The following is a 17,870-nucleotide window of genomic DNA, read 5'->3' as shown; positions in this document are numbered from 1 at the left end:
CAGCGCGTTCAGCCCGGATTGTTCCTGCGCCGACGCCAGAAGCGGTCCATGATCGGTTTGACGCTCAGGCCGTGGGCCAGGATCGACAGCATGATCACGGCAATGGTGATCTGGCTGAGCTCGCGCGCCAGGCCCGCCGGCAGATCGTGGTTGATCGCATACATCAGGTAATACAGCGAGCCAATGCCGCGCACGCCGAACCAGGCGATCATCGACGTCACGCGCGGCGAGCGTCCGCAGCCCAGCAGCCCCAGGTAGACGCTCAGCGGGCGCGCCACAACGAACAGGAACAGCGCCGTCAGGACCGTCTGCCAGGTCCAGGTCTGGATTGCCAGCATGCCGCCCAGCAGCAGCACCAGCGTCAGTTCGGAGAGGCGCTCGATGTGTTCCTTGAACACCAGCGATTCGGAACTGACCGACAACGGCGCCTGGGCTTCGGCTGCGGGACTGGCGGGCGGCTCGTCCGGCACCAGTAATCCCTGGCGATCCTTGTGCGCGCCCGATGCCTTGAGCTCGGTGTGACGCAACGCGACGCCTGCGGCAAACACGGCCAGGAAGCCCCACGCCAGGCACATCACCGTTACCGCATACACGACGGCAATCAGCCCCAGGCCAACCAGGTCGTCCAGCACCTCGTGCTTTGGTTCCCGCCCGCGCAGCATCCAGCCCAGGCGCCCGACGGCGTAACCGCCAAGGGCGCCGATCAGGATCGCCCCAAAGGTGGCCCAGATGACTTCCACCGCGAACCAGCGCAGGCCGAATTCGCCGAGTTCATGCACGCCCAGCAAGCCGAGGCCCAGCATCACGAACGGAAACGCCGAGCCGTCGTTCATGCCGGCTTCGCATGTCAGCGTGAAGCGCAATTCGTCGCGGTCGTCCGGATGGCGGACCTGGACGTCGGTGGCCAGCACCGGATCGGTCGGCGCCAGGATGGCGCCCAGCAGGATGCCGGCACCGAGAGGCAGCCCGAGCACGTAATAGGAGAACGCGGCCACGAGAGCGACACTGATCGTCATCGACACCCAGGCGAGCCGCAGCGCCGGCACCCAGCGCGGCCAGCGGATCGGCACCGGCATCTTGACGCCCGCCGAAAACAGCGAGACCAGCACCGCGATCTCGGTGAGCGTTTCGAGCAAATGCGACTGACCGATGGGATCGAACGAAAAGACATGAAAGCCCGCCGGCCCGAGGACCAGCCCGACACCCAGATAGATGATCGCGGACGTGACGGGCAAGCGTGCCAAGGTGGACGCCGCAAGGCCGCGCGCCAGCATCAGCATGCCGATCAGGAAAAACCAGTGAGTTGTCGACATGAAGTTAGCCAGCACATTGAATCGGGCGATTGTACGGACAATGTCTGTACAGGCCCGTTGTGTAGCCGCCTGGAATTATCCGCGCAAATCCGGGGTCCAAAGCCGGGGTCAGGTCTGACATTCGGACACGATCTCGACAGCAAAGCCGGGGTCAGGTCTGACATTCGGACACGATCTGGACAGTCATGTAGTCGGAACTGGCTGGAACCGGGCCATGCCAAGACTGATCAAGGCACTATTGCCCGTGCCTGTTGCTGAGGTCGTGTCCGAATGTCAGACCTGACCCCGGCTGTGGCTGACCAGAATGAAAAAAGCCACCTTGCGGTGGCTTTTTTTTGCTACTTGGCGGAGAGGGTGGGATTCGAACCCACGGTACGCTCGCGCGTACGCCTGATTTCGAGTCAGGTACATTCGACCACTCTGCCACCTCTCCAGATTCGGTCGTCTCGCATCGCTGCGAGAGGCCGCATTATACCGGCAGCCTGGCGCACCTTGCAAGTAATGCCGTGCAACTTATTTGAATGGCGGTGATCTGGTCTGCCGGTCCTCTTACGCGTTGATGGACAAGGCCCTGATCGCCGGGCCATCCACGCTGAAATCAAACACGATGCGCGCGGGGCTGCCGGGGAAGTTTCCGCTGACCTCGGCTTGTACGATACAACCGGACGATGTGGTTTCACACGCTAGCGGGTGCGCCGTTGCACCGTAGCGGGCGCTGGTTGCCCGCTTCCATGCGCGGATCGCGTCGCGCCCACGGTACACGTGTCCCTCGTCGCGTACCTCGGCGGCCTGACTGAAGCACGCGGCCACCGCGTCGGCATCGTGTGCATTCGCATGCCGGAAGTAGTCTGCGACCGGGGCGGGCATCGGGATTGTCATGGTGTCTCCTGCAAGTTGATCGAAGTCCCTATGCTGCCAGCCTTGATTACGTCGCGATACACACGTTTAACCGATAGACTAACAACTCCAAGTTCATGATCGCCGCGATGAAAACGACTTCCCTGGACGCCATCCGCACTTTTCTCGCCGTTGCCGAGATGAAGAGTTTTACTGCCGCCGCGATCCGCATCGGCGTGACGCCGGCCGCAGCCAGCAAGGCCGTGAAACTGCTCGAAGCGCAGCATGGCGTCATTCTCCTGACGCGCAACACGCGCCGGGTCATGCTGACCGAGACGGGCAGCGCGCTGTATGCCGACCTGCTGGCCGCAACGTCCCAGATCGACGATGCCTTCTCCAGCCTGGCGCGCTTGCGCGACCGTCCTGCCGGCACCCTGCGGCTGACCGTCCCGCGCGCGCTGGGCGCGCTGGTGCTCAGGACACTGGCGCCGCAGTTCCGGCGCGCGCATCCCGACGTTGCACTCGATATCTCGCTCGACGATGGCGAGGTCGATTTACTGGAACGGGGGTATGACGCGGGCATCCGTCTCGGCCAGTCGGTCGCACAAGGCATGGTGGCGGTGCGGCTGACGCCCGACCTGCGCTGGTCGGTCGCGGGTGCCCCCGCCTACTTTGCCGATGCCGGGCGGCCGCGCATACCGGAAGACCTCGTGCGCCATGCGACGATCCGCTACCGCTTTCATACCTCGCGGTTGCTCGCGCGCTGGCAGTTCACGCGCGATGGCGGCGCATTCCATGTCGAGACGGGGCACGCGCTGGTCGTCAACGACACGGGCCTGATCGCCGACTTCGCCCGCCAGGGCCTGGGCCTGGCCTACCTGCCCGACATCGAGATCGCGCACGACCTCGCCAGCGGCCAGCTCGAACGGGTTCTCGCACCGTTCGTGCCGACCACCTCGGGCCTGTTCCTGTACTTTGCCGCAAAGGCGCAAGGCCAGCCCAAGCTGCGCGCCTTCATCGACATGGCCACTGCCCTCCGCGACGCCGCAGCCTGACTGCGCGCCGCGCATGCCAGGCCACGTTTACACGGCATTGACAGCCACACCCACCTCTTTTGTCCCGTTTTTACGGCCGCAGCGCTACGCTGGCTGTATCGAATCCAGCCTGGAGGCCTGCATGATCATCGCCATCGTCAACCAGCACGACAGCCCCGAGCGAACGGTCGTCGCGCGCAATCTGGCGGTGCTGCGCGCGCGTGCCGGGCGTCGCGTGTGCCTGATGACCACTGCCGGCAATGGCAACAGCGACTGGTCCGGTGAACGCAACGAGGCCCGCGTGCAGCCGTGGATCGAAACGCACCAGGTGGGCAGCCGCGCAATCAAGATGCGCCTGACGGCGCTGCGGCCGCTGTTCGACGACATCCTGATCGACGCCGGCACGCGCGACACCGATGGTTGCCGCTGCGTGCTGGCGGAAAGCAGGCTGGTGGTGGTGCCGGTGCGCGGCGGCGCGCTCGACCTCGACCTGCAGTACCGGCTGCTGGCGCGCCTGAATGGCGCACGCACGTTCAACCCCGCCATGCGGGTGCTGTTCGTCGCCGTCAGCGGTCCGGCCGCCCCCGGCCCCGAAGAGCGCGCCGCCGTGCTGGCGCATGTGGCGCGGGTACAGGATGCGACGCTGGCCGCGACCGTCCTGCATGCGCCCGCCGCGCTCGACTACGGGCCCGGGCGCTGCGTGTCGGACGCCGCCACGTGCGACCCCGATGCCGCCGCCGAACTGCGCGCGCTGTATGACGAGGTGTATCCGGAGGCGGCGCCGTTCGCATTCGCCGTACAGGCGCAACCAGGTCGCCAGGAATGTTTGCCACGCCGGATGTCACGGTAACCGCAGGAGAAATCACGATGAAACACCCCGCCCTTCACAGCCCTGCCCCGGATCACACGATGCTTGTCTGGCTGCAGGTCGATACGGCATCGTCCACGAGCTTGCGCGAGGCGGTGATCCGCGCTGGTCTGGACGCGGTGCGATTCCTGCGCATCGATGCCTGCCCTAGCGGGCGCAACGTGCGCGCATTGCTGTGCGTCGAGCGCGACGCCGCCCCGGCGCTGCAGGCAAAGCTGTTACAGCGCCTGCCCGGCTGCCAGTGGCATGCCGCGCCGCGGCGCCACGCTCAAGCGATATCGAGGCGCTCGTGCGGCGCGAACTCGTGATAGATGTCGGGTTGGTGCGTCGGGATGTAGACGCTCAGGCGCTTGCCCCGATGGAAGACGCCGCGCAGGCTGTTGCAGGCCGCCCAGGCATGCTCGTACGAATCCGCGATGTGCAGCACGGCCCAGGGGCTGTCAGGCGACCCTTCGCGGATCATGTCCACCTGCGTGATGTGAAAGTACGGGGTAAAGCTCTCGATGATGGCGCTTTCGCTGGCATCGGCGTGCAAGCCGGACAGGATGACTTTCATGGGTGTTCTCCAGATTCATGCAGTGGTGGATCGAGCAGATCACGTGCATGGCGCGCGATCATCAGTTCTTCGTTGGCGGGCACCAGCCAGACCGCGACCCGGCTCGATGGCAGGCTGATACGGACCGGGCCGGCCAGCGGCGCCGCGTTGGCGGCCGGGTCGAGTTGAACGCCGAGCCAGGCCGCATCACGGCATACCGCGGCGCGCAGCCGTGCGCTGTTCTCGCCGATCCCGCCCGAGAACACCAGCGCATCCAGCCCGCCCAGGCTTGCGGCCAGCGAACCCAGTTCGCGGCCGATCCGGTACACCAGCAAGTCGATCGCCAGCTGCGCGCGCGGGTCGCTGCTCGCTTCGAGCACGCGCATATCCGACGACACGCCGGACACGCCCAGCAAGCCCGATTCGTTGTACATCATGCGCTGCACGCTTTCCACCGTCATGCCCAGTTCTTCGATCAGATAGATGACCACACCCGGGTCGAGCGCGCCGCAGCGTGTCCCCATCGGCAGGCCGTCGACCGCCGTGAAGCCCATCGTGCTGGCCATGCTGCGCCCGCCCTGCATCGCGCACATGCTGGCACCGTTGCCCAGGTGCGCGGCGACCACGCGCGCGCCGGCCAGTGCCGGATCGCACTGTGGCAGCGTGGCCGCGATGTATTCGTAGGACAGCCCGTGAAACCCGTAGCGGCGGATGCCCAGCTCCGTGATCGCCTCCGGCAGCGCGAACGCCTGCGCCAGCGCCGGCTGCGCCGTGTGGAACGCGGTGTCGAAGCAGCCGACCTGCAGCAGTTCGGGCCGCAGCGCGGTCAAGGCGCGCACCGGCGCCAGATTGTGCGGCAGGTGCAGCGGCGCGAGCGGAATCAGGCGGGCCAGCCGATCGAGCACAACCTCGTCCAGCGGCACCGGGCCACTGAAGTCGACCCCGCCGTGCACGATACGGTGACCGACCGCGCACACGCGGTAGCCATCCAGGTGGCCCTCGGCGAAATCGATCAGGTATTCCATCCCGGCCTGGTGGTCGAGCGGCGCCGTCCAGGCATGTTCACCGACTGTGTGACCGGCGGCATCGCGGGCGATGAAGCGCGCGGCGCCCCGATACAACCCATCGATCTTGCCCGTGAAGAGTGGCGCCAGGTCAGGCAGCGCATGCAGCGAAAACTTGATGCTCGACGAGCCGGCATTGATGACTGCGATGCAGTCCTGCGTCGCCATCAGCGCCCCGCCACGCTGGCACTGGCGGTAGCGGTAGCGGTAGCCAGCTGATGCCGCGCCAGCAGCACGGCAACGGCGCACGAGGCCAGACGTGCCGCCACTGAATCGGCGCGGCTGGTCAGGATCAGCGGCACGCGCGCGCCGAGGACGATGCCGGCCGCCGCCGCCCCGGCCATGAAGGTCAGGCTCTTGGCCAGCATGTTGCCCGCTTCCAGATCCGGCGCGACGAGTACATTGGCGCGCCCGGCCACGGGCGAATCGAGACCCTTGACGGCGGCGGCCTGCGGGTCGATTGCATTGTCCATCGCCAGCGGTCCATCGAGGATGCCGCCGGTGATCTGGCCGCGGTCGGCCATCTTGCACAGCGCCGCCGCATCGATCGTCGACGGCATCTTGTCGCTGACGGTTTCCACCGCCGCCAGGATCGCCACACGCACGCCCTCGAAGCGCAGCACGTGCGCCAGGTCGATCGCGTTCTGCACGATGTCGCGTTTTTCGGCCAGCGTCGGGATGATGTTGATGGCGGCGTCGGTGATGATCAATGGTTCGCTGCGCCCCGGCACGTCCATCACGAAGCAGTGGCTCAGGCGCCGCGCCGTGCGCAGGCCGGTCGTGGCGGCCACCACGGCGCCCATCAGTTCATCCGTGTGCAGGCTGCCTTTCATCAGCGCGGCAGCCTTCCCTTCGCGCACCAGTTGGACGGCCCGTGCGGCCGAGGCGTGGCTGTGCGCCGTGTCGACCAGGCGCAGCGCGCCGATGTCCAGGCCGGCGGCATCGGCCGCAGCATGGATGCGCGCCGCCGGGCCGACCAGGATCGGCGTGATCAGGCCGATGCGGGCTGCGTCAAGCGCCGCTTCTAGTGCATAGCGGTCGCACGGGTGCGCCACCGCCACCGTCACCGGGCCGTTGGCGCGGCCGGCCTCGATCAGGCGGTCGTAATACGGATGTTCGGTCACAACTGCTGTCATCTATCTCTCCTTGGACGTGGATACCTCACCAGTACCCGAGCAACTTCCACCACAGGCCGCCGACGACGGCAAACACCGCCAGCTCGAACAGGCACATGATGAAGCCGACTTTCCACCACAGCCCCATCGTGACATACCCGCTGCCGAAGATGATCGGCGAGGTACCGGTGGCGTAGTGGGTCAGCGTCATCATGATGCCAGACGCCGCCGTCATCATCAGCAGGAACAGCACGAGGTACTGGCCCGGCACCAGCGCGGCGCCCACCGACAGGAACGCGAACATCATCGCGCTGATGTGGGCCGTGGTGCTGGCAAACAGGTAGTGCGACAGCACGAAGGCCAGCACCAGCACGCTCGCTGCGGCGCCCCACCCCATGCCGCTGGCAACGATGGCATCGCGCATGCCGTTCGAGGCCCAGGCAATCACGCCCATCTTGTTGAGCTGCTCGGCCAGCATGACGAGCGCGCCGAACCAGATCAGCGTATCCCACGCGCTTTTCTCGGACAGGATATCGTCCCAGTCGAGCGTGCCCGTGATGATCAGGATGAACAGGCCGACAAAGGCGACCACGGTCGGGTCGAGCGTGAACGCGCTGCCGAAGAGCATGGCCGGCACGTTCGCCCACAGCACCAGCAGCAGGCCGAACGTGCCGAGCATGACGCGCTCGCTGGCCGACAACGGCCCCATGCGGGCAAGCTCGCTCCGCGCGAAACCGATCGCATCCGGCGTCTGCTTGAGCTCCGGCGGCGCCAGCAGGTAGATAATCAGGGGCATCAAAAACAGGCACACGAGGCCCGGCAACACCATGCACAGCGCCCACGTGGTCCAGCTCAGCTGAAATGTCTGGCCACTGGCGCGCGCCACGAAGTCGACCACCAGCGGATTGGGCGCGGTGGCGGTGAGGAACATCGCAGAGGTGATCGGATTGGCGTGGTAATTGACCAGCGCGAGATACGTGCCGACCTTGCCCTCGGTGCCCTTGGCCGGGTCGGAGTCGAACGACGCGGCGATCGATTTCATGATCGGGTGGACGATGCCGCCACCGCGCGCGGTATTACTCGGCGTGAACGGCGCCAGCACCAGCTCGCAGACGGCCAGCCCGTAGCCGATGCCGATCGTGCGCTTGCCCAGCAGCGCGATGAAGTTCAGTCCGATGCGGTTGCCCAGGCCCGTCTTTTTCAGCCCCCGCGAAATCAGCACGGCAACGACGATCAGCCAGATCAGTGGACTGGAAAAGCTGCCCAGGGCATCGGCCATCGCGCCCTTGGATGACCCGGACGTCACCTGCGACAGCGCCACGATCACGATCGCCATCAGCGCCATGACGCCAATCGGCATGACTTTCAGAATGATGGCGACGATGGTGGTCAGAAAGATCGCCACCAGCGTCCAGGCACCAGCGGTCAAGCCTGCGGGATGCGGAATGGCCAGCAGCGTGAGCAGTACGGCAGTGGTGACCAGTGCAGGGATCAGGCGAAACGGCACGGCCTGATTGAAATAACGAAATGCAGCCTGCAAGCGCAACAGCATGAACTTCCTTCTACGTAACCGACCAGACAGGGAAAATATTGACTACTGGTTTGGATGGTAACAGGAATATATTGCACCGCATCAATCATCGAGCGGTTTGGTCAGGTATTCACACAGGTCGTGGTCTGCGGCCCGGCTTATCTTATGATGCGTTTTTACATGGCCTTGTACCCGACGATGACCGCTATCCGCCCCGCATGCCCGCTTGACGCCGCCCGCATCTGCGCCATCTACAACCATTACGTCGACGGCACGACCATTTCGTTCGAGGAAGCGCCGGTGACTGCCGACGGCATGGCCGCGCGCATCGCCGACGTCATCGACGGCGGCCTTCCCTGGCTGGTGCTGACGGACGGCGACGCCATCATAGGCTATGCCTACGCCACCAAGTGGCGCGCCCGGCCCGCCTACCGCCATGCGGTCGAGAGCACGATCTATCTCGATGCAGCGCTGGCCGGCCAGGGCCATGGCATGCGTCTGTATGCCAGCTTGCTGGATGAGTTGCGCGCACGCGGGCTGCACACCGTCATTGCCGGCATCGCGCAGCCGAACGCGCGTAGTGTCCGGCTGCACGAACGCCTGGGCTTTGCGAAGGTCGCGCACTTTTCAGAAGTGGGCTTCAAGCTCGGACTGTGGCTCGATGTCGGTTACTGGCAGATGCGCCTGGCGCCAGGCTAGACGGACTCGGCAGGCTCAACCGGCCGCCGCGCGTAGCGGCCCGCAATGACCGCGCAGACGATCAGCTGGATCTGGTGGAACAGCATCAGCGGCAGCACCACCATGCTGATGCTGGCGGCGGGAATCAGCACGTGGGCCAGCGGAATGCCGGTGGCCAGGCTTTTCTTGGAGCCGCAAAACACGATCGTGATTTCGTCGGCCTTCGAAAAACCGAAGCGCCGCGCCAGCCACGTCACCACCAGCATGACGACCGCGAGCAGCACGATGCAGACCACCACCAGGTTGACCAGCATCGCGGCCGGCACGCGCGACCACAGCCCCTCCACCACCGCCGCGCTGAATGCGGAAAACACCACCAGCAGGATCGAGCCCTGGTCGACGCCCCTGACCAGGCTCTTGTGGCGATCAACCCAGCCACCGATCCAGCGCCGCGCAATCTGGCCTGCAATGAATGGCAGCAACAGCTGGTAGACGATCGTCAGGACCGAATCGAGCGACGCGCCCGCGCCTGAAGAGGCTGGCATCGCCACGCTCACCAGCAGCGGCGTGAGGAAAATGCCGAGCAGGCTCGACACCGAGGCGCTGCAGACCGCGGCCGGCACATTGCCGCGCGCCGCCGCCGTAAAGGCGATCGACGACTGCACGGTCGAGGGCAGCAGGCACAGGAACAGGATGCCCAGATACAGCTCGGGCGTTAGCAGCAGCAGGATGCCGGGCTTGGACAGCAGCGCCAGCACGGGAAACAGCGCGAACGTGCACAGCAGCACCAGCAGGTGCAGGCGCCAGTGGGTTGCACCGGCGATGATCGCGGCGCGCGACAGCTTGGCGCCGTGCAGGAAGAACAGCACGCCGATCATCACCATCGTGACGACCTTCAGCACGGCTGCGACGTCGCCCTGGGCCGGGAAGATGCTGGCTGCGGCCACGACCGCCAGCAGCATCAGGGTCATTCGGTCCGGCAGAAATCGGGATGCAAGTCGTGCGAGCATGGGGAAGTCCTGGCAGCGTTCGGGAATGAAAAAAGCCACCTTGCGGTGGCTTGTTCCATGCTACTTGGCGGAGAGGGTGGGATTCGAACCCACGGTACGCTCGCGCGTACGCCTGATTTCGAGTCAGGTACATTCGACCACTCTGCCACCTCTCCTGATTCGGTCGATTCTTGCTGTGAGCTGCAAGAGACCGCCATTATAGCGGATTGATCGGAAAATGGAAGGGAGAAAATGCGCGGTGGCTGATTTCTCCTTCCATCACCCGTTTCACGCTGCCGGCGTCAGGCGTTCCAGGCCACCCATGTAAGGGCGCAGCACTTCGGGAACGATCACGCTGCCATCGGCCTGCTGGTAATTTTCGAGCACGGCCACCAGCGTGCGGCCCACGGCCAGACCGGAGCCATTGAGCGTGTGCACAAGCTCAGGCTTGCCCTGGGCATTGCGGAAACGGGCCTGCATGCGACGCGCCTGGAAGGCTTCGCAGTTCGACAGCGACGAAATCTCGCGGTAGGTGTTCTGCGCCGGCAGCCAGACTTCGATGTCGAAGGTCTTGGCGGCCGAGAAGCCCATGTCGCCCGTGCACAGCAGCATGACGCGGTATGGCAGGCCGAGCGAGGTCAGGATGAACTCGGCATGGCCGACCATTTCGTCCAGCACGGCGTAAGACTGCTCCGGATGCACCACCTGGACCAGCTCGACCTTGTCGAACTGGTGCTGGCGGATCATGCCGCGCGTGTCGCGGCCATAGCTGCCGGCTTCGGAGCGGAAGCATGGCGTGTGCGCCGTCATCTTCAGCGGCAGCGCATCCAGCGCCAGGATCTCGTCGCGCACGACGTTGGTCAGCGACACTTCGGACGTCGGGATCAGGTAGAAGGTTTCGCCCTCGCCTTCGACGCCACCTTTTTTCACCGAGAACAGGTCGGCTTCGAATTTCGGCAGCTGGCCGGTGCCGCGCAGCGAATCGGCATTGACCATGTACGGGGTGTAGCACTCGGTGTAGCCATGCTGTTCGGTGTGCGTGTTGAGCATGAACTGCGCCAGCGCGCGGTGCAGGCGCGCCATGCCGCCCTTCATCATCGAGAAGCGCGAACCGGTGATCTTGGTGGCGGTTTCGAAATCCAGACCCAGACGCTCGCCGATGTCGACGTGGTCGCGCACGGCGAAGTCGAATGCCGGCACGGTGCCCACCTTGCGCACTTCGACGTTGCCGCTTTCATCGAGGCCCTGCGGGGCGCTCTCGTGCGGCAGATTCGGCACGGCCGCCATGAACTGGGCCATGCTCTCCTGCACCTTGGCCAGCGCGCCTTCATTAGCCTTGAGTTCGTCGGCCAGGCCTGCCACTTCCGCCATCACGGCCGTCGTGTCTTCGCCTTTGCCCTTGAGCATGCCGATCTGCTTGGACAGCGCATTGCGCTTGCCCTGCAGTTCTTCGGTGCGCGTCTGGATGGCCTTGCGTTCGGCCTCCAGTGCACTGAAGGCGGACACATCGAGCTGGTACTTGCGGGTCGCCAGGCGGGCGGCAGCGGTGTCGATGTCTTTGCGGAGAAGTTGGATGTCAATCATGTCGGGTTGGACCAGGCTGTGTGTATCGAAACCACAATTGTACCAAGCCGACTGGCATTCCTTGCGAGATTTGGCAGTGATGCTGCCGGGCCCTCGCCTGCCCACCGCTCGGCGGCGAATTACAGCGTGGCGGCCAGGCGCGGCGCGCTCACGACGACGGTCTGGATGCTGGCCATGTCGAGCTTTGGCGCGGTCGATGCGGCGATCGTGATCGGCCGTTCGCTGGCGGTGACGTAGCTGCCAACCAGGCCCAGTGCGACAACGGCCAGGAACAGGGCTTCGAAGTTTTTACGGATGTTCATGATGGCTCCTCGGTGGTGGTTTCAGGGGTCGCAGAGGTGCTGCGGTATGGTGGTACTGTAGCCACCGATCCCCTGAACCACCATCGACTTGCGACGAAGCGCATGAACTGCGGCGCAGAATGCGCCGCCATGCGACCGACGGCAACATCGCCCTGAATGGCGCTGTGCGCCATGCGGGATCAGAAGGCCAGATCGACCGGCTTGGAACTGGCCGTCACTTTCGGCACGTCAATTTTGGCGCCCTGCGCCAGTTTCACCACGCCGGCGATGATGCCACCTGAATCGCTGACGACTTTACCCAGCAGTGGCAAGGTGTCCTTGACCGGCATGATTTTCGTCAGGTTCATCGGATTGGCGCCGGCCTGGCCGATCAGCGCCTGCCCGGTCTTGGTCAACTCGAGCGCTTGCAGACCGCCGATACCAAAGTTGAGCAAGGCGCTGCCGATCTGTTTGCGACCGTCGGCGTCGAGCGTGGCCATGCGGCCCTTCATGTCGCCCGAGTCGAGCAGGCGCTTCGTTTCGGCCGACTGCGACTCATACAGCTTTTTCGTGCGCACGTTCTTTTCGCCCGGATCGGTCAGCTTGTTGATGGCATTCAGTTCGGCCTGGATGACGGCGCTGTCTTCCTTGCTCATGAAGGCTGAATTGATCGCCACCAGCGATTGGCTGGTCAGTGCGCCCAGCACCGCGCTCTGGCTGACGAAGGTGCCGACGCTGGCGCCGATATCACCGCCACTGTTGCTGCTCTTCGCGCCGCCCAACAGGCCACCCAGGCCACCCAGCTGGGCCTGGGCCGTGCCGGCACCCATCAGGCATGCTGCCACGACGACGGCTTGTGCAATCTTGTTCATTTTTTTGTATCCCTGTGCTGTAACGTTGATCAGTTCTCGATTTTCTTGAGCAGGTCGGGCTGCATCGACAGCCCGTTGCCCAGTCCTTTGTATCCGTAGAATGCCTCCCTGCCCTGCGGCGGCACCCCACTGAATTCGGTGCGCAAGCCAGAGGCTGCCGTATGCTTCAACTCGCCTCCTGCCTTGAAACGTGCTTGCAGGCCCAGCATCAGCGTGGCACTGCATGCTGAGCCGGCGCACTGCGCCGCTTCTTCGCGCATGACATATCCCGGCTGGACGCACAGGCCGATCGCCGGCGCCTGCAAGCGCAGGTCGAACAGGCCGGTGCGCAGCAGCGCATTGGCGGTGTCGTAGAACGCGGGGTCGCCTACATGCCCGGCATAGTTGCGCGAACGATAGACAGCGTGGCGCACCAGCGGCCCCGCAAACGCCGCCTCGGCCACATTGTTCTGCCCGACATACAGCGGCTCCGCGCAATCGGTCACGCGCGTCACGCCGGCCAGTTGCTGCCCATACAGACGCACGATGTCGCCACGCTGCGGACGCGGCAATGCCGGATTGACGGCCGAATACGACAGGCCGACAAGCGCACCGTCGCCGACGGCATTGATGCTGCCAGGCTGGACGTCCAGATCCAGCAGCGCTGCCTTGTTTCCTGCTTTCGCTGACAGCGGATGGAGCACGCCAAAGCTGGGCAGCCCGGTCGGCACGCCGTCCATGCCCTCGACCCAGAGCCGTTCTGCATCCACCTTCACCACGCGCAGTTCGCGCGCGGCAAAGCGCACATTGGCGAGGAAGTTGTCCGCCAGCTTGCCGGTTGCATTCTTGAGGGCGACTTCGCGCGCCTCCGGCAGGCCCAGGCCCTTGCCGCCGACGCGTTCGATCCGGTGATCGTCATCGCCCAGCTCCGAAAACACGACCTTGCCGAACTGGTCAACGACCTGCGCCGTCACGAGCGTATGAAAGCGTTCCTCGGTCACGGCGCCGCGCACGCCACTCAGGACAACCGACGGCGTGCTCACCGGCGTGAAGCGCAGGAAGAAGTCGGGGGGATCGTTTCGCTCGCCGGATGCCTGCGCCATGCTCGGCAATTTGCTCCAGTCGACACAATTGGCCACGCGGGTGATGCGTTGCCTGGTCTGGTCAAAATGCACGTCGACCGGGCTGAGCTGGAAGGTTGCCTTGAAGCCGATGGCGCGTCCAAACATGTCGGCGACCGCCGCGCCGTCAGGATCGTTGCTGGCAACCACCGGCATCAGGCGTGGTTTGCGGCTGTCGTCGCCCGTGCTTTCGAACGTGAATTGCAGGCTGTCGCCCACGCTTGCCGAACCCATGGCGCTGCGCAATACGGCGTAGCCGCTGTCAGCGTAGAGCACGTCGAAGATGCTGGCCTGGCCGTCGGCAGAGCGCGCCTCGACCTGCTCGCCCTTGACGAACCCGGCCTCGACACCACGATCGGCGACCAGGAACTTGCCGTCGCGGTCCACCAGCCTGACTGTCGTCGACCTGGGGTCGAAGGCAGCGCGCGCACCGGCAACCAGCGTACCGATCTGTTCGCCGATGCTCTTGAGGACTTCGGCGCGGATGGTCGCATCCATTGCTCCCGATGCGTACTCGCTGCGGCTGAAGCGAAACGGCGTATAGACCGTTTCGCTCATCGTGTAGACGACCTTGGCCAGACTCGGACGGACAAACTGCAGGCTGAGCGTCACCGGCACCAGCACCTCGACGTTGTCGCCACGCTCGACCTTGTACAGGGACGCCCGCGTGATGCCGAGCACCACGGCGTAGGTATCGGCCACCTTGAACGATGGCGCCGCGCGGCACTGCAGGCTGCCGTCATTGACGAAGCGGTGGCCTTGACCGATGTTGTTGTCGGCAACCTGCCGCGCATGGATGAGTGAGTCCGGATAGGCCCCGTGCAACTGATTGACGAACTGCGTGACCAGCGCAGCCTGCGCCTGCTGCCCGGCCTTGTCGCCGAACAGGCGCGCCATCACACCGGGGTCGAGCATACGGCGTGCTTTTTGTCCCTCTGCCGACATGCCCTCGATTTCCTGCACGGGAAACAGATAGAACGATGCCGCTGCGGCCGGCAAGACGGTGGCAATGCCGATGCCGAGACCGATGACCAGACGGGCAACCTTGCCCATCATGCGCACACAACCTCCCATCAGATTCGCTCCGGACACTTGCCTTCGATGCACATCACGAGGCGGTCGCCCCGGCGTTCAAAGCGGGCGTCCTTGTACGCAGCGTCGCCGGATTCCTTGAAGGCGTCGACCATGTCTTCGATCCGCTCGCTGAAGTTACCCTTGGCCATGACGTTCCAGGTACGCAGCTCGTCGGTCGCGTTGTCGCCGTCACCGACTTCGACCACGCCTTCGATTGCCTTCAGGCGGCTCGAGAAGTCGCGCCGCACCTTGCCCGGCACGCGCAGTGCGCTGTAGATCGAGACAAAATACGGCGTGCCCTGGACGGCGCCCTGCTGCAGCGCGCGCTGGGCATTGGTGCCGATCGTGTCGGCGAGCGCACGCGCCATCGCCTCGGAAAGGTTGCCACGGCAGTTCTGGTCGCTGCTGCCGGTAGCACGCTTGACGATCGTGCCGGCCACGAAGCCGGCGCCGGTGTCGACGTTCGACGACGTCAGCTGCAATTGTCCGGAACATTCGGTCTGGCCGCTCGGACTCGTTCCTTCGGTCTGCATGCGGGCACGTCCATAGACGACATACTTGGCGCGGTAGCTGCCTGCCGCGGCCTTCGCCAGATAGGTATCGAACTTCTGCAGGCGCTCGATATCGCTGACGGTCAGGCGCTGCCCGCCTTCGACGCGGAAATCGCGCTCGTCGGTAAAGGCCAGGCCGAAATCGCCCGCGACCTGCTGCAGCTTCTGGGTGATCAGGGCACTGCTGGCCTCGACCGGCCGGCCATTGTCGATGCCGGCAAAGACCTGGCGCACCTTGAGGTTGACCACGTCATTCTGGCGCCGGACGTCAGTATTCTGCGCCGAGTAGCCCGCCGCACTTGCCGACTTGCTGGCGCTGGCGTTCGCGTACGTGGCGCTCATGGCCGCCTGCGACGACGTACTGCCGGCGGCGGACGATTTCTGGGCGCCGGCAAACTGCGTGTCACGGGCACCGGATGACGAGGTGCTGCCCGAAGCGGCGCCGGCATTACCGTAACCATCACGCAGCGCCATCGCGCCGCTGGCAGAGCCGCTGTGGGCCTGGCGATCACGCGCCGCCACGGACGACGCCGAACTGGCGGCGAACGCGGCCTTGTCCGACGAGGCGGCTGCGACGCTGCCCTTGGCCGCGCTGGCGGACGAACTCGAGGCGCTGCGCGATGACGCGACCGACGTGCTCTGGTCCGACATTGCGCTCTTGTCGTGCGAATAATCGATTTCAGTGACGATCGGCAGCGACGGATCAAGCCGGGTGCCGACACCAAAGTACTCGTCGATCAGGAACAGTACCCTTGCATTGGCGACCGCCACGCCCGAACCGATGCCCAGCGAACGTGCCAGATCAAGGAACTCGCCCGATTCAACCTGCAGCACGCTGCGCGCACTGAGGACGTCGCCCTCGGCACTGAACGATGTGCGCAGCTTGTCGGCCAGCTGCTTGTGCAGATCGGGCAGCGCATTGCGCACTTTCGGGTCGTTCAGGTCGGCGCTGAGCTTGATCTTGAGCACGCTGGCCACGGCGTCTTTCTCGGCCTGTTCGCGCGCGATACGACGAGCGTTAATCAAGTCGCCATTCGCCTTGATACTCAGTTCCTTGATACCGTTGGCCTGGAAAGTTTCGGCCGTGACCGGCGCAGCAATACTCAGCGCAAGCAGCGCCGGCAGCAGATGTTTCTTCATCATGGAAAAGTGGGAGAGAAAAGATTAATCGGGAAGCCGGACCGACACATCGCCGGCGCTGGCCGTGATGCCATCAACGCCAATCGACGCCGCCGCAGCATTGGATGACGCTGGCGCAGGGGCCGGCGTGGCGCCAGGCGCCTGGGTATTGGTCTGACCATCAGTACCTGCGGCCAGAGCGACGAGGCGCTCGTCAAGACGCAAGGGTTCGAGCATGGGCTCAGTCATCAGCCGCACCCCGTCCACCGCGCCGCCCTGCACCGCCATGCCGGCGAAGCGGATCGCTGCATCGGCGTGGCCTGCCTGCGCACACGCTTTTGCCGTTTCCCAGGCCACGCCGCCGCTTGGGTCGGTCTGATTCGCCAGCCAGGCGGTGCCATCGGCACTGGCCCGGCTGAACTCGCCCTTGGCAATCTGTTCACGCAGCGCGCCTGCAACCTCGGCCGGACTGGCCGGGCGAATCGCTTCGGCCACACTGTGACGCGCGCGATCGCAGCCAGCCAGTAATGTTGTCGCGATCGACAGCGCCAGCACGCCAGCGTAAAGCAAGCTTGATCTTGTCCGCATCCCAGGCCCAATCGTTATAAGTAATAGAACGTTATAATTATGGGAACGTATCGTACGCCTGTATTTATTTTCTGTAAAGAAATTGTTTTTACCGGAAAGCAGGCTTTGGCCAGAACACGCGCAGGATGAGCCTGGCGCCGTACAGCACGATGAGCGTGCCCGCCAGGTCACCAACGTACATGACCGCGAAGCCATGCCACAGATCGTGCCCACCCGTCAGCGCGAACCAGACGTGGTGCATGGCCGGACTCATGACAGAAAACAGCAGCGCGAAGCACAACAGTCGCGGGCCGCTCATGCCGCGCAGCGAGGCGCCGATGCCCGAGGCCAGCAATGCGCGGTAGGCCAGATACGGCGCCAGCGCCGACAGGATGCCGCCGATGAACGAGCGCAGCGGATCATCCGGGAACATATAGAAGAAGCAGATGCCCCAGGAAGCCAGCAGCAGGCCGATGGCGCCGGCTTCGGCAAACAGCAGGACGCTCAGCAGGCGCACGCCGGCGGGCAGATAGATCAGGTTGATGCCGGGGGCGAACTCGAAGTGCGTGAATAACAGTTCGTTCAGCAGGATCGTGGCCAGGAACAGGAGCGCGGTACCCGCAACCAACGTACATTCAAGCTGCAGCTGACGCATGACCGGGAGGCTTTCGTTACAATGTCAATACACTGGGCAGAGACCGGATTATAAGCGGGCAGTTGTCATCTGCAGCGCGCAGGCCTGCGATTGGCACCAGTGC

18 protein-coding genes and 2 tRNA genes are annotated in these 17,870 nt (G+C 64.7%); 4 read left to right on the top strand and 16 right to left on the bottom strand.

The window, feature by feature from the left end; translation table 11 throughout:
• Positions 1-8: 8 nt before the first annotated feature.
• The 3 genes from AC56LN_RS18395 to AC56LN_RS18385 all read right to left on the bottom strand — a co-directional run bounded on the left by AC56LN_RS18395 (position 9) and on the right by AC56LN_RS18385 (position 2,192).
• Entirely contained in the window at positions 9-1,313 is a 1,305-nt protein-coding gene (locus AC56LN_RS18395) for a cation:proton antiporter (RefSeq protein WP_482898274.1), read from the bottom strand.
• 343 nt (positions 1,314-1,656) lie between these two features.
• Positions 1,657-1,746, bottom strand: a tRNA-Ser gene (locus tag AC56LN_RS18390).
• Positions 1,747-1,862: 116 nt separating this feature from the next.
• Positions 1,863-2,192, bottom strand: coding sequence for a nuclear transport factor 2 family protein (locus AC56LN_RS18385; RefSeq protein ID WP_499573885.1), 330 nt, complete (start codon positions 2,190-2,192; stop codon positions 1,863-1,865).
• A gap of 107 nt (positions 2,193-2,299) precedes the next feature.
• Between AC56LN_RS18385 and AC56LN_RS18380 the strand changes: the two genes are divergently transcribed.
• From AC56LN_RS18380 to AC56LN_RS18370, 3 genes are all read left to right on the top strand, one after another.
• Positions 2,300-3,205, top strand: a complete 906-nt coding sequence (locus AC56LN_RS18380) for a LysR family transcriptional regulator (protein ID WP_499573882.1) — start codon at positions 2,300-2,302, stop codon at positions 3,203-3,205.
• A gap of 121 nt (positions 3,206-3,326) precedes the next feature.
• Entirely contained in the window at positions 3,327-4,034 is a 708-nt protein-coding gene (locus AC56LN_RS18375) for a hypothetical protein (protein WP_499573881.1), read from the top strand.
• A 17-nt stretch (positions 4,035-4,051) separates the two neighbouring features.
• On the top strand, positions 4,052-4,360 hold the full coding sequence (locus AC56LN_RS18370) for a hypothetical protein (RefSeq protein ID WP_499573879.1): 309 nt from the start codon (positions 4,052-4,054) through the stop codon (positions 4,358-4,360).
• Here AC56LN_RS18370 and AC56LN_RS18365 read toward each other — a convergent pair.
• From AC56LN_RS18365 to AC56LN_RS18350, 4 genes are read right to left on the bottom strand one after another with little or no spacing between them, the layout of a single operon-like run.
• Positions 4,321-4,608: an RNA recognition motif domain-containing protein gene (locus AC56LN_RS18365; RefSeq protein ID WP_183550915.1), complete on the bottom strand. Its 288-nt coding sequence runs from the start codon at positions 4,606-4,608 to the stop codon at positions 4,321-4,323. The genes AC56LN_RS18370 and AC56LN_RS18365 overlap by 40 nt on opposite strands.
• Positions 4,605-5,819 (bottom strand): acetate/propionate family kinase, encoded by a 1,215-nt coding sequence (locus AC56LN_RS18360; protein WP_499573975.1) that lies wholly within the window; start codon positions 5,817-5,819, stop codon positions 4,605-4,607. Before AC56LN_RS18360 ends, AC56LN_RS18365 begins: the two co-directional genes overlap by 4 nt.
• Entirely contained in the window at positions 5,819-6,787 is a 969-nt protein-coding gene (locus AC56LN_RS18355) for a phosphate acetyltransferase (RefSeq protein ID WP_499573877.1), read from the bottom strand. The genes AC56LN_RS18360 and AC56LN_RS18355 overlap by 1 nt, the downstream gene beginning before the upstream one ends.
• Before the next feature lie 25 nt (positions 6,788-6,812).
• Complete coding sequence (locus AC56LN_RS18350; RefSeq protein ID WP_499573875.1) at positions 6,813-8,318, bottom strand: DASS family sodium-coupled anion symporter; 1,506 nt, start codon at positions 8,316-8,318, stop codon at positions 6,813-6,815.
• Positions 8,319-8,462: 144 nt separating this feature from the next.
• Here AC56LN_RS18350 and AC56LN_RS18345 point away from each other — a divergent pair, with 144 nt between their 5' ends.
• The gene (locus tag AC56LN_RS18345; RefSeq protein ID WP_499573871.1) at positions 8,463-8,996 is read left to right on the top strand and encodes an arsinothricin resistance N-acetyltransferase ArsN1 family B; all 534 of its coding nucleotides are present in this window, start codon (positions 8,463-8,465) and stop codon (positions 8,994-8,996) included.
• Here the strand turns inward: AC56LN_RS18345 and AC56LN_RS18340 are convergent.
• From AC56LN_RS18340 to AC56LN_RS18300, 9 genes are all read right to left on the bottom strand, one after another.
• The gene (locus AC56LN_RS18340) at positions 8,993-9,985 is read right to left on the bottom strand and encodes a bile acid:sodium symporter family protein (RefSeq protein WP_499573869.1); all 993 of its coding nucleotides are present in this window, start codon (positions 9,983-9,985) and stop codon (positions 8,993-8,995) included. The genes AC56LN_RS18345 and AC56LN_RS18340 overlap by 4 nt on opposite strands.
• Positions 9,986-10,050: 65 nt before the next feature.
• Positions 10,051-10,140 (bottom strand) — tRNA-Ser (locus AC56LN_RS18335).
• A gap of 112 nt (positions 10,141-10,252) precedes the next feature.
• Positions 10,253-11,548, bottom strand: a complete 1,296-nt coding sequence (serS, locus tag AC56LN_RS18330; protein ID WP_499573867.1) for a serine--tRNA ligase — start codon at positions 11,546-11,548, stop codon at positions 10,253-10,255.
• A gap of 119 nt (positions 11,549-11,667) precedes the next feature.
• Positions 11,668-11,850 carry a hypothetical protein gene (locus AC56LN_RS18325; RefSeq protein WP_499573866.1) on the bottom strand — a complete coding sequence of 61 codons (183 nt, stop codon included), beginning with the start codon at positions 11,848-11,850 and terminating at the stop codon, positions 11,668-11,670.
• A gap of 179 nt (positions 11,851-12,029) precedes the next feature.
• Positions 12,030-12,701 (bottom strand): hypothetical protein, encoded by a 672-nt coding sequence (locus AC56LN_RS18320; protein ID WP_499573865.1) that lies wholly within the window; start codon positions 12,699-12,701, stop codon positions 12,030-12,032.
• A 29-nt stretch (positions 12,702-12,730) separates the two neighbouring features.
• Positions 12,731-14,875 (bottom strand): hypothetical protein, encoded by a 2,145-nt coding sequence (locus AC56LN_RS18315; RefSeq protein ID WP_499573863.1) that lies wholly within the window; start codon positions 14,873-14,875, stop codon positions 12,731-12,733.
• Entirely contained in the window at positions 14,875-16,569 is a 1,695-nt protein-coding gene (locus AC56LN_RS18310) for a hypothetical protein (RefSeq protein ID WP_499573861.1), read from the bottom strand. The genes AC56LN_RS18315 and AC56LN_RS18310 overlap by 1 nt, the downstream gene beginning before the upstream one ends.
• 21 nt (positions 16,570-16,590) lie before the next feature.
• On the bottom strand, positions 16,591-17,115 hold the full coding sequence (locus AC56LN_RS18305; RefSeq protein WP_499573859.1) for a hypothetical protein: 525 nt from the start codon (positions 17,113-17,115) through the stop codon (positions 16,591-16,593).
• A 106-nt stretch (positions 17,116-17,221) separates the two neighbouring features.
• On the bottom strand, positions 17,222-17,767 hold the full coding sequence (locus AC56LN_RS18300; protein ID WP_499573857.1) for a hypothetical protein: 546 nt from the start codon (positions 17,765-17,767) through the stop codon (positions 17,222-17,224).
• Positions 17,768-17,870: the final 103 nt, after the last annotated feature.

This window comes from Telluria sp. ZT3P26 (genome assembly GCF_059686035.1).
This window is presented reverse-complemented; position numbering and strand designations above follow the sequence as displayed.

Coding starts and splice junctions, on each gene's coding strand:
- AC56LN_RS18395 (WP_482898274.1), bottom strand. CDS start 1,313: ATGTCGACAACTCACTGGTTTTTCCTGATCGGCATGCTGATGCTGGCG.
- AC56LN_RS18385 (WP_499573885.1), bottom strand. CDS start 2,192: ATGACAATCCCGATGCCCGCCCCGGTCGCAGACTACTTCCGGCATGCG.
- AC56LN_RS18380 (WP_499573882.1), top strand. CDS start 2,300: ATGAAAACGACTTCCCTGGACGCCATCCGCACTTTTCTCGCCGTTGCC.
- AC56LN_RS18375 (WP_499573881.1), top strand. CDS start 3,327: ATGATCATCGCCATCGTCAACCAGCACGACAGCCCCGAGCGAACGGTC.
- AC56LN_RS18370 (WP_499573879.1), top strand. CDS start 4,052: ATGAAACACCCCGCCCTTCACAGCCCTGCCCCGGATCACACGATGCTT.
- AC56LN_RS18365 (WP_183550915.1), bottom strand. CDS start 4,608: ATGAAAGTCATCCTGTCCGGCTTGCACGCCGATGCCAGCGAAAGCGCC.
- AC56LN_RS18360 (WP_499573975.1), bottom strand. CDS start 5,819: ATGGCGACGCAGGACTGCATCGCAGTCATCAATGCCGGCTCGTCGAGC.
- AC56LN_RS18355 (WP_499573877.1), bottom strand. CDS start 6,787: ATGACAGCAGTTGTGACCGAACATCCGTATTACGACCGCCTGATCGAG.
- AC56LN_RS18350 (WP_499573875.1), bottom strand. CDS start 8,318: ATGCTGTTGCGCTTGCAGGCTGCATTTCGTTATTTCAATCAGGCCGTG.
- AC56LN_RS18345 (WP_499573871.1), top strand. CDS start 8,463: ATGATGCGTTTTTACATGGCCTTGTACCCGACGATGACCGCTATCCGC.
- AC56LN_RS18340 (WP_499573869.1), bottom strand. CDS start 9,985: ATGCTCGCACGACTTGCATCCCGATTTCTGCCGGACCGAATGACCCTG.
- serS (WP_499573867.1), bottom strand. CDS start 11,548: ATGATTGACATCCAACTTCTCCGCAAAGACATCGACACCGCTGCCGCC.
- AC56LN_RS18325 (WP_499573866.1), bottom strand. CDS start 11,850: ATGAACATCCGTAAAAACTTCGAAGCCCTGTTCCTGGCCGTTGTCGCA.
- AC56LN_RS18320 (WP_499573865.1), bottom strand. CDS start 12,701: ATGAACAAGATTGCACAAGCCGTCGTCGTGGCAGCATGCCTGATGGGT.
- AC56LN_RS18315 (WP_499573863.1), bottom strand. CDS start 14,875: ATGGGAGGTTGTGTGCGCATGATGGGCAAGGTTGCCCGTCTGGTCATC.
- AC56LN_RS18310 (WP_499573861.1), bottom strand. CDS start 16,569: ATGATGAAGAAACATCTGCTGCCGGCGCTGCTTGCGCTGAGTATTGCT.
- AC56LN_RS18300 (WP_499573857.1), bottom strand. CDS start 17,767: ATGCGTCAGCTGCAGCTTGAATGTACGTTGGTTGCGGGTACCGCGCTC.